This is a genomic window from Roseibium sp., assembly GCF_025698965.1.
Taxonomy (GTDB): domain Bacteria; phylum Pseudomonadota; class Alphaproteobacteria; order Rhizobiales; family Stappiaceae; genus Roseibium.
Genome location: NZ_JAILWL010000292.1, coordinates 1 through 8,249 on the forward strand (window position 1 = coordinate 1; position 8,249 = coordinate 8,249).

The window sequence follows — 8,249 nt, forward strand, 5'->3', positions numbered from 1 at the left end:
CGGCAATTGGTGCGCATGCTTGCCCTTTCGACCAACGGAACCAAACTTCAATGCGAAATCGCCGACCGTGTCGCAGAGATCGGTTTCGACTATGTCGGCATTTCCATTGACGGGATCGGTGCGACCAATGACTGGTTCCGCGGTGTTGAAGGCGCATATGTTGCCGCCTTGCGTGGTGTACGCGAATGCAAGGCCCGTGGCATCAAAGTCGGGTTGCGCTTCACACTGACCGAAGGAAACCACACTCACCTGCCGGACCTCCTGCGCCTGTGCGATGACGAGGGTGTCGACAAGTTCTACCTCTCTCATCTCGTCTATGCCGGCCGTGGTGACAAGCACCGGGGAGAAGACGCGGAGCACAAGCGATCCCGTTGGGCCATGGATCTCTTGATGGATCGCGCCTGGCAGGGTGTCAGCGGTGGCAGAAACCTGGATATTGTAACCGGCAACAATGACGCGGATGCAGTCTATTTTCTGAACTGGGTCCGCAAGACCTTTGGCGATGAAAAGGCCGACCATGTGCGCGCACATCTCAGTGCATGGGGTGGCAACTCATCCGGACTCGGCGTCGCCAATATCGATACGCTCGGCAATGTGCATCCTGATACCTACTGGTCGGACTATACGATCGGCAGCGTGAAGACATCCGCATTTTCAGACCTCTGGACCGGTTCGGATCCCATGTTGGCCCGTCTCAGAACCCGGCCCAGACCATTGAAAGGCAGATGCGGCGCATGTGCGCTTCAGGATGTCTGCGGTGGCAATACCCGGATCAGGGCACTTCAGCTGACAGGCGATCCCTGGGCCGAAGACCCGGCCTGTTACTTGAGCGACAGCGAAATCGGCATTTCCAACCACACCCAGGAACGTCTTACTGTCACTCCATTCCGAGGAAAGAGCCATGACCCGGTTCATCGTTTCGCTTAGCACCCGGATCCTGTTCCCGGCTTTGTCTCTTGCCCTTATGGCGTCCTCACCAATGGCGGACCCGGTGCAGGACTATGCCGACAATTGCCAGGAGTGTCATGGTGCTGAACGACTGGGCGGGTTGGGACCTGCGCTAATTCCACAGACGTTGGGACGAATGCGTGGCCCCAATCTCGTCTCGGTCATCCGGGAGGGTCGAACCGCAACGCAGATGCCGGCCTTCAAGGAAATCCTGTCCGAGCAACAGATTGAAGAGCTGACCGCCTACCTGAAACAGCCCCTGGCCGACATCCCACCCTGGGGTGAGGCAGAAATCATGGCGAGCCGCCTACTCAACGAGGAATACAAGCCGGCCGACAATCCGGTCTGGTCGTCGGATCCCATGAATATCACCCTGGTAGTCGAAACCGGCGACCACCATGTCAGCGTGCTCGACGGCGACACGTTTGAAACGCTCGACAGGTTCGCAACACCGTTCGCCGTGCATGGTGGCCCGAAATTCAGCCCCGACGGCAGATATGTTTACATCATGTCCCGTGACGGTTGGGTCCAGAAATACGACCTTTACTCCCTTCAGGAGGTCGGGCGTGTTCGGGCAGGCCTCAACAGCCGCAACATCGCGATCAGCCACGATGGCACCTGGCTGGCGGTGGCCAATTACCTGCCGAATTCGCTGACGATCCTGTCGACGGAAGATCTCAGCGTGGCAAAGGTTCAGGAGGTCAAAGGCAAGGACGGAACGCCAAGCCGGATCTCAGCCGTATATCAGGCGCCGCCTCGCAAAAGCTTCGTGTTGGCTTTGAAGGATGTGCCCGAGATCTGGGAGGTTTTCTACGGTCCCAATCCACCACATTTCGGTTTCGCCCATGACTGGCGGGTCGAAGGACCGGCACCGCATACAAACCCGTTCCCGATTCGCAAGATAACGACGCCTGACTACCTGGACGATTTCTTCTTCGACCAGAGCTATGAATATGTCATGGGTGCATCACGCGGCGGCGAAGGCGGACAGGTCATCGACCTTGTGATCGGTCAAAAGACTGCCGACCTGGACCTGCCGGGCATGCCACATCTTGGGTCCGGTATCACCTGGACGTATGGCGACACGACCGTGATGGCAACGCCTCACCTCAAGGACGGTACGGTCTCCGTCATCGACATGAATACCTGGAAGACGATCAAACGGATCGACACGCTCGGCCCCGGCTTCTTCATGCGCAGTCATGAAAACTCACCTTACGTTTGGGTCGATGTGTTCTTCGGACCGAACAGGGATGTCATGCACGTCATCGACAAGGAGAGCCTTGAGATCGTCAAGACCCTGCGTCCGGTTGAAGATGCGACCGTTGCCCATGTCGAGTTCACGCGCGACGGTCGCTATGCCCTCGTCTCTGTTTGGGAGGACGATGGCGCAGTGATTGTTTACGACGCGAAAACTCTGGAAGAAGTCCGCCGTCTGCCCATGCGCAAACCCTCAGGAAAGTACAATGTCTGGAACAAGATCACGTTTTCGGAGGGGACCAGTCACTGAGGCGGTTATCGTCTCACACGGGCAACCATCCAAACCCCAGGCTGGTGAAGACCATGTACGGGAATTGGCCAATCAGGTTGCGCGACGGCTTCCCGACTGGTCGGTGCGAGCCGCCACGCTGGCAACTCCAGGCGCCCTGGAACGTGTTCTATCGAGTTGTCAAAACGAGCCACTGATCTTTCCCGTGTTCATGGCGGAAGGCTGGTTCACCAGAAAGGCTCTTCCTGATCGCCTGGGGAATTCAAGTTGCCGGCAGCTTGCGCCCCTGGGTGCGCTTCAGGAACTGCCAAGATCGGCGCTTCGTCTGCTCTCAAGGGCAGCAGAACGGCGAAACTGGTCATTGGATGAATGCGAAATTCTCATTGCCGCACACGGGTCGGCAACGGGGAATGCCGCAGCAGAGAGTTGCGAGAACTTCGTCGCAGCAATGAAAGAAATTTTGCCGGCGAGCCATATTCGGATCGGCTATCTGGAACAGGACCCCGATCTTGCGTCGGTTGCCGCAGAGTGTGGCCCGAAAACACTTGCCCTGCCTTTCTTCGCGACGCCGGGCGGACACGTGAAAGAAGATGTTCCTCAGGCTTTAAAACGCGCCGAATTTCAGGGCGTTCAGCTTCCCTGTCTCGGACAGGCCTGGTTTATCCCCGAACTGATCGCGCAAAGCCTGAAGCTCGCAGATAACAGGAGCCTGGCGGCATGACACAGCCTGAAACATCATGGTCGGTCAGGAAACTGGCCATCGTGCTCTATCCGTTTACCGCCGGTGCGGTCGCCATCAACCTGTTCCTGCTTGGTTTGATCGGCATCGCCCTCGGGTTTCCTGCCATTCCACCGGTGACAGCCATCTGGTTAAGCCTGCCGCTCGGTCTCCCGGCAACCTGGTGGGCTGCGAAATGGGTCCGCGGTCTCATGGATGAGGCGGAAGGAAAGCGGACTTCCGCGAACTAGGTCACCCTTCATAAGATTGGATGCGCTTTGGTGATCGTTGAGATCTGGAGCTGTCAGGGTTTCCGATCGACGAACACATATTTCAGGCTACTTGTCGAGGCACTTTCAGGCGACCGGAAACACCCGTTTCGGAGGTCACGACAGGAGCGTGAGACCAATACCGGCTTCCCAGGGCAATATTTGCGCAACTCAAGGTAATCCAGACCATCGGATTGACCTGATTGCGGGTAGAAATGTCACGATGTGTCAGGACAATGTATACATCTTTCATCCGTAATATTTACACCCGTATTACGTAGCGATATGAACACTGACGGTTGCGAAACCTTACCAACCGACTGGCCTCGTGAATCTTCCCGCAAGCAGATTTGCGAGGCTTTTTTTGATCTTTTTTGCAAACAAGAGTGTGCCGACGCCCCCATGGCATCCAATTCCTCTCTCGATTATCAAAACGCCCTGACCGTTGAAAAGCTCCTGGTCCGCATCACGCTGCTTGAAAACACCATTCAGGATCTCAAGCTCAAGAATGCGGCTCAGGACATTGAGTTCAAGCGCCTGGAAAACAGGGTTCGGGAATGGCAGGAAATCAATTTGAAGCTTCAGTCCCGTCTCGCTCAGAAAGAACGAAGCGCGTAGCGCCATCGCATTTCAGACGCGTTTGAATTGACAAATCAAATTGCTCCGTCAGCGAGGCAGCAGCGTTCTTCTTTTCCCATTCAGGGACGTCGGCGACCCAATGACGGTTGATCCGGCAATGCATTCCGGATGGCGCACGGATGTCCCGACGACGGACGTTGCATCACGCGTACCTTCCACAGCCTCCTGATCCGATTTCCGGCGCATCGTGCAGTTAACCGAGCCAGCCTGACTTTCCGTCTTCCCTCAGAACAAACGCCTGAGATCCGGGTACATGTGCGAGAGCCGATGAAAGAACCTTTTCACCACAGACGAGCGCCGCAGTGGACAGACCGTCAGCATAGGCGGCAGTACGGGCGACAACGCTTGCTGCGGTCAGATCGCTTTGAACCGGCAGCCCGGTTCTTGGATCCAGAATGTGCGAGACCGTACCGGCCTGATCGAAAGTAGTGCCTTTTCTGGCCGAGCTTGCGACCGCCGCGTCGACTATCTCAATCTTCGTCTCGACGTCCGGGACCTCCGGGTCCGGTCGGAGTGTGACCGCCCAGCCTTTCCGGCCCGAAACTTCTGACCCGATTCCATTGCCCGAGGCGGAGATCTCACCAAGATCAACCGCCATATCCACGCAACCTCTTGCGGCAAGCAGAGCGGCAACCCTGTCGGTGATATAACCTTGGGCAATGCCGTTCAGGGTAAGCGCCATTCCTTCACGCCCGAATTCAACAAAGCCGGGTTCATAGACGACATGCCGGAAACCTGTGCGTCTTACGACCGCGTCCAGGGCGCTGCTTTTGACTGCCTTCTCCTCGCTCGCCTGACGGGCATAAAAATCCCAAAGTGGTTGGACGCTCGGATCGAACGCACCTTCGGTCACAACATGGATACGCTGCGACAGGCCAAGAAGGTTGATCATGTCAAGCGACGGTGCCGTCAGGCGTCCGTCCCGGTTCAACCGGGCAAGCTCGCTGTCCTCGCGGTAAAGACTGAAGACGGCTTCGAGGCGTCGGATCTCTGTCTCAACCAGCCGGAACAGCTCCTGCGCCTTGTCGCGGTCTTCATGGAGCAGGTTGATTTCCGCCTTGGCGCCGAGCGCCACTCCACGCCAGCGATGCAGAATTGGCTGCGCGTTTGTGAGACCCGGCGTGAGCGCCAGTCCTGCAGCGGCTGCCGCGCAGATCTTGACGAACCGCCGCCGGTTTACTTTCGGTCCCTGAAGCTGGGTTCGGTTCATTGTTTCGCTCCATAGACTTCATCGGCCTTCACGTGTGATGCTGAAGAAAGGTCAACCGGAGCCAGGACATAATCCACCGGGATATCGGCGAAGCGCAGAACGCTGCCGCCGTTCTCTGCTGCAAACGCGTTTGCACCGGCTTCGGTGCCAAAGGGAATCGCCTCCGGGGCACCCATGCCGCCAACCTGAGTGCTGCCGACAACGAACCAGGCAGCCTCCGCATCGATCCAGTTTTCAAAACCGGGCTCGTCCCAACTCACAGCCTTATCCATGTCGTTCACATAAATCGCGGCGATGTTCTTGGGTTCTTCCGGACTATGCCTGAAGGCAACCGCATCGCGAACCTGCGTGAACCAGAAGGGAAACGGATTACCGGTCAGGTGTATTTGCGCCTTGGGCCCGGTGTGTTCCAGCACAGTCATCTGGCAGTAGAAACCCGCTGCTTCCGGCGTCAACGCCATTGGGTCGGGCTTTGCGATCTGCGTTTCTTCCTGACAGGCTGTCAGAAGGCCGAGTGCAAACAGCATAACTAGATGTCGTTTCATGGCGTCATTCTCCGGATAAGAAGAGCGGAGAGGCTGAGAAGACCGGCGGCAAAAGCCAGGAGAGAGACCAGCGCCAAAGCCGGACTGAAAGGCAACGTTTCGGACACGCCGGCCATGCCGCCGACAAGGTCACTTGCGCCAAGGGCCGCCAGATTGAAGAGACGGAACGCATCGGCCGGGTTCAGCAGAACCGCGTAAGGAAAGACGTCGGAAGCAAAGACGCCACTTGGATTGGCAACAAGCGCACCCAGAAGCGCCAAGTCGTACAAAACGACCAGAAGGAGCCAGGCTGCAATCGCTGCGGCGGCAGCAGTTCCTGACTGACGTGTCAGGGAGCTGAGAACATAGCCAATGGCCAGAAAGCAGATACCGAGCAGGATTGATGTTGCAATCAACCGGGAAAAATCGATCAGCCCGGTCATCGACCCACCGCCCGTCACCACCAATAATCCGGCGGTCAGTCCATAGCCGATGACAAGGGCAAAGGTCAGCACCAGCGTATGGCCCAGCGCCTTGCCGATCAGAAACTCCGAGCGGGAGATCGGACAGGAAAAGGTCATAAGAAGAGTGCCGCGCTCAACCTCACCGCAGACCGCATCGAATGCCAGCAGCAGAGCGATGAGCGGGACCAGATAGACCGACAGGCTCGCCAAGGAGGCCACCGTAATCGTCAGGCGATCGACGCCGAGCGTTCCGGCAGGAGCGGACCCAAGAAGGGCAAGTGCGAGGGAGAATACCGCGAGGATAACGGTTGCCAGCAGGATCCACCTGTTGCGGATCCCGATCCGAATTTCCTGCGCGGCGACAGTCAGAACACGGGAGAGCATGGTTCAAGCCTCCTTCTGTGCGGCATTCGAAAAATGCCGGTAAACATCATCAAGGCTCGGCGCGTGGACATCGACATCCTCGACCAGATTACCCAATGCGCTGATGGCGGAGAGTGCTTTGACCTTTTCCTCAAAGTCACAATCGAATTCAACCGATCGGCCATTCATCCGGCCACCACCCAACTGGTCGGCAACTTCCTGAACCGCATCCGGTTTCGTCCAGACTTTCAACCGGATCGGAAGACCAGCCTGTGCACGCAGTTCGGATAGCGCATCATCTGCGACCAGCTTTCCCCTGGACATGATCAGGATGCGATCGGTGCGGGCCTCAAGTTCCGTCAGAGCGTGTGAAGAAAGCAGAACCGTTGCGCCCTTTTGAGCAAGTTCACCGATCAGTTCATAGACATTCTGGCGGGAAATCGGATCCAGACCCGTCGTTGGCTCATCGAGCAACACGAGCCTTGGCTGACCGATCAGAGCTTGCGCGAGACCGAGCCGCTGCCGCATACCTTTGGAATACGTTCCAACACGCCTTCTGGCGGCATCAGTCAAACCGACCTTTTCCAGAAGAGGAAGAGCTTCCTTGGGTTTTTGCCCTTTTAGCCGGGCATAGAACTTCAGGATTTCCTCACCTGTCAGGGCTGCCGGAAACGCGACCGATTCGGGTAGGTATGCCGTGGCTTTTCGGGCATTGTTGCTGCCCGGGGCAGCACTCAACACCGAAATGTCGCCGTCGTCCCGCTTCAAAAACCCGAGGATCATTTTAAAGAGCGTGGTTTTTCCCGCACCATTGTGCCCAAGAAGAGCGACACGCTCTCCGGGTTCCAGGTTAAAGGACACCTGATCGACGGCCTTGTGGCTGGAAAAGTTTTTGCTGACGGCGCGTACAGCAAGCGTGGAATTCGTCATCCCTGAACTCCTGAATTTGGCATCGGCCGAACAGGTGGATGCATTAGGGGGGCATTGTCGACGATCCCGCCGGGCAACAGTGCCGGAAACTGGGACTGGGTCCAGCGCAGCAATTGCACCGCCGGACTGCCGACAAGAAGCTTGGCGGAAGGTTGGGTCCACAGAACCTGGTCAACGAGATCATTCGGTCGATATGCGGTATCGGCCAGGCCGTCACCGTTCATGTCAAAAGCCGCGTGGTCACTCCAGAAATTGCCGCGACCATCCGTGCTCCAATCGAGCACGCGGCTGCCGACATATTTGACCTGGGTCTTGTTGCGAATGAATGCGTTGCCCTGAAAATGATTGTTTGCGGAACCGGCAGTAAAGTGAACGCCGATCGGACATCCTTCGAACCGGTTGTCCTCAACCTTGTTTTTATTGGCGTTGTACATGAACAGACACTTTTCGCCACCACCGGACACCTGGTTGCCGGTGATCCTTGCGCGATTGGCGTAGTTCAGCATAAGGCCGTGATTGCGGTCACCGATGGAGACATTGTCCCGGACAAAAAGACGATCAGAGAACATCAGCGCAAAGCCGATGTCGTTGCCTTCAGATACATTGCCTTCAATGACACCGCCATTGCCGTGCATGTAATGAATGGCAAATCTAAGGCCTTCAAAACGGTTGTTGCGGAACGTGTCCTTGGGGCT

At 57.0% G+C, this 8,249-nt stretch carries 10 protein-coding genes; 5 read left to right on the forward strand and 5 right to left on the reverse strand.

Going from position 1 to position 8,249, the window contains the following annotated elements:
- The 5 genes from K5905_RS21090 to K5905_RS21110 all read left to right on the forward strand — a co-directional run.
- Positions 1-927: heme d1 biosynthesis radical SAM protein NirJ (locus tag K5905_RS21090; RefSeq protein WP_297587353.1), on the forward strand; the 927-nt coding region annotated here is incomplete at its 5' end.
- A complete protein-coding gene (locus K5905_RS21095) occupies positions 902-2,458 on the forward strand; it encodes a nitrite reductase (RefSeq protein ID WP_297587356.1) in 1,557 nt (518 codons plus the stop codon). The genes K5905_RS21090 and K5905_RS21095, both read left to right, overlap by 26 nt.
- Positions 2,415-3,158 carry a CbiX/SirB N-terminal domain-containing protein gene (locus K5905_RS21100; protein ID WP_297587358.1) on the forward strand — a complete coding sequence of 248 codons (744 nt, stop codon included), beginning with the start codon at positions 2,415-2,417 and terminating at the stop codon, positions 3,156-3,158. The genes K5905_RS21095 and K5905_RS21100 overlap by 44 nt, the downstream gene beginning before the upstream one ends.
- Positions 3,155-3,406 (forward strand): hypothetical protein, encoded by a 252-nt coding sequence (locus tag K5905_RS21105; protein WP_297587361.1) that lies wholly within the window; start codon positions 3,155-3,157, stop codon positions 3,404-3,406. The genes K5905_RS21100 and K5905_RS21105 overlap by 4 nt, the downstream gene beginning before the upstream one ends.
- A 420-nt stretch (positions 3,407-3,826) precedes the next feature.
- Positions 3,827-4,042: a hypothetical protein gene (locus K5905_RS21110; RefSeq protein ID WP_297587364.1), complete on the forward strand. Its 216-nt coding sequence runs from the start codon at positions 3,827-3,829 to the stop codon at positions 4,040-4,042.
- Positions 4,043-4,256: 214 nt separating this feature from the next.
- Here the strand turns inward: K5905_RS21110 and K5905_RS21115 are convergent, their stop codons facing one another.
- The 5 genes from K5905_RS21115 to K5905_RS21135 form a co-directional block, all read right to left on the reverse strand.
- On the reverse strand, positions 4,257-5,273 hold the full coding sequence (locus tag K5905_RS21115; protein WP_297587367.1) for an FAD:protein FMN transferase: 1,017 nt from the start codon (positions 5,271-5,273) through the stop codon (positions 4,257-4,259).
- Complete coding sequence (locus K5905_RS21120; protein WP_297587370.1) at positions 5,270-5,818, reverse strand: nitrous oxide reductase accessory protein NosL; 549 nt, start codon at positions 5,816-5,818, stop codon at positions 5,270-5,272. The genes K5905_RS21115 and K5905_RS21120 overlap by 4 nt, the downstream gene beginning before the upstream one ends.
- On the reverse strand, positions 5,815-6,645 hold the full coding sequence (locus K5905_RS21125) for an ABC transporter permease subunit (RefSeq protein WP_297587373.1): 831 nt from the start codon (positions 6,643-6,645) through the stop codon (positions 5,815-5,817). Before K5905_RS21125 ends, K5905_RS21120 begins: the two co-directional genes overlap by 4 nt.
- A 3-nt stretch (positions 6,646-6,648) precedes the next feature.
- Positions 6,649-7,554 (reverse strand): ABC transporter ATP-binding protein, encoded by a 906-nt coding sequence (locus tag K5905_RS21130; RefSeq protein ID WP_297587376.1) that lies wholly within the window; start codon positions 7,552-7,554, stop codon positions 6,649-6,651.
- On the reverse strand, positions 7,551-8,249 hold a 699-nt coding region (locus K5905_RS21135; RefSeq protein ID WP_297587378.1), incomplete at its 5' end, for a NosD domain-containing protein. The genes K5905_RS21135 and K5905_RS21130, both read right to left, overlap by 4 nt.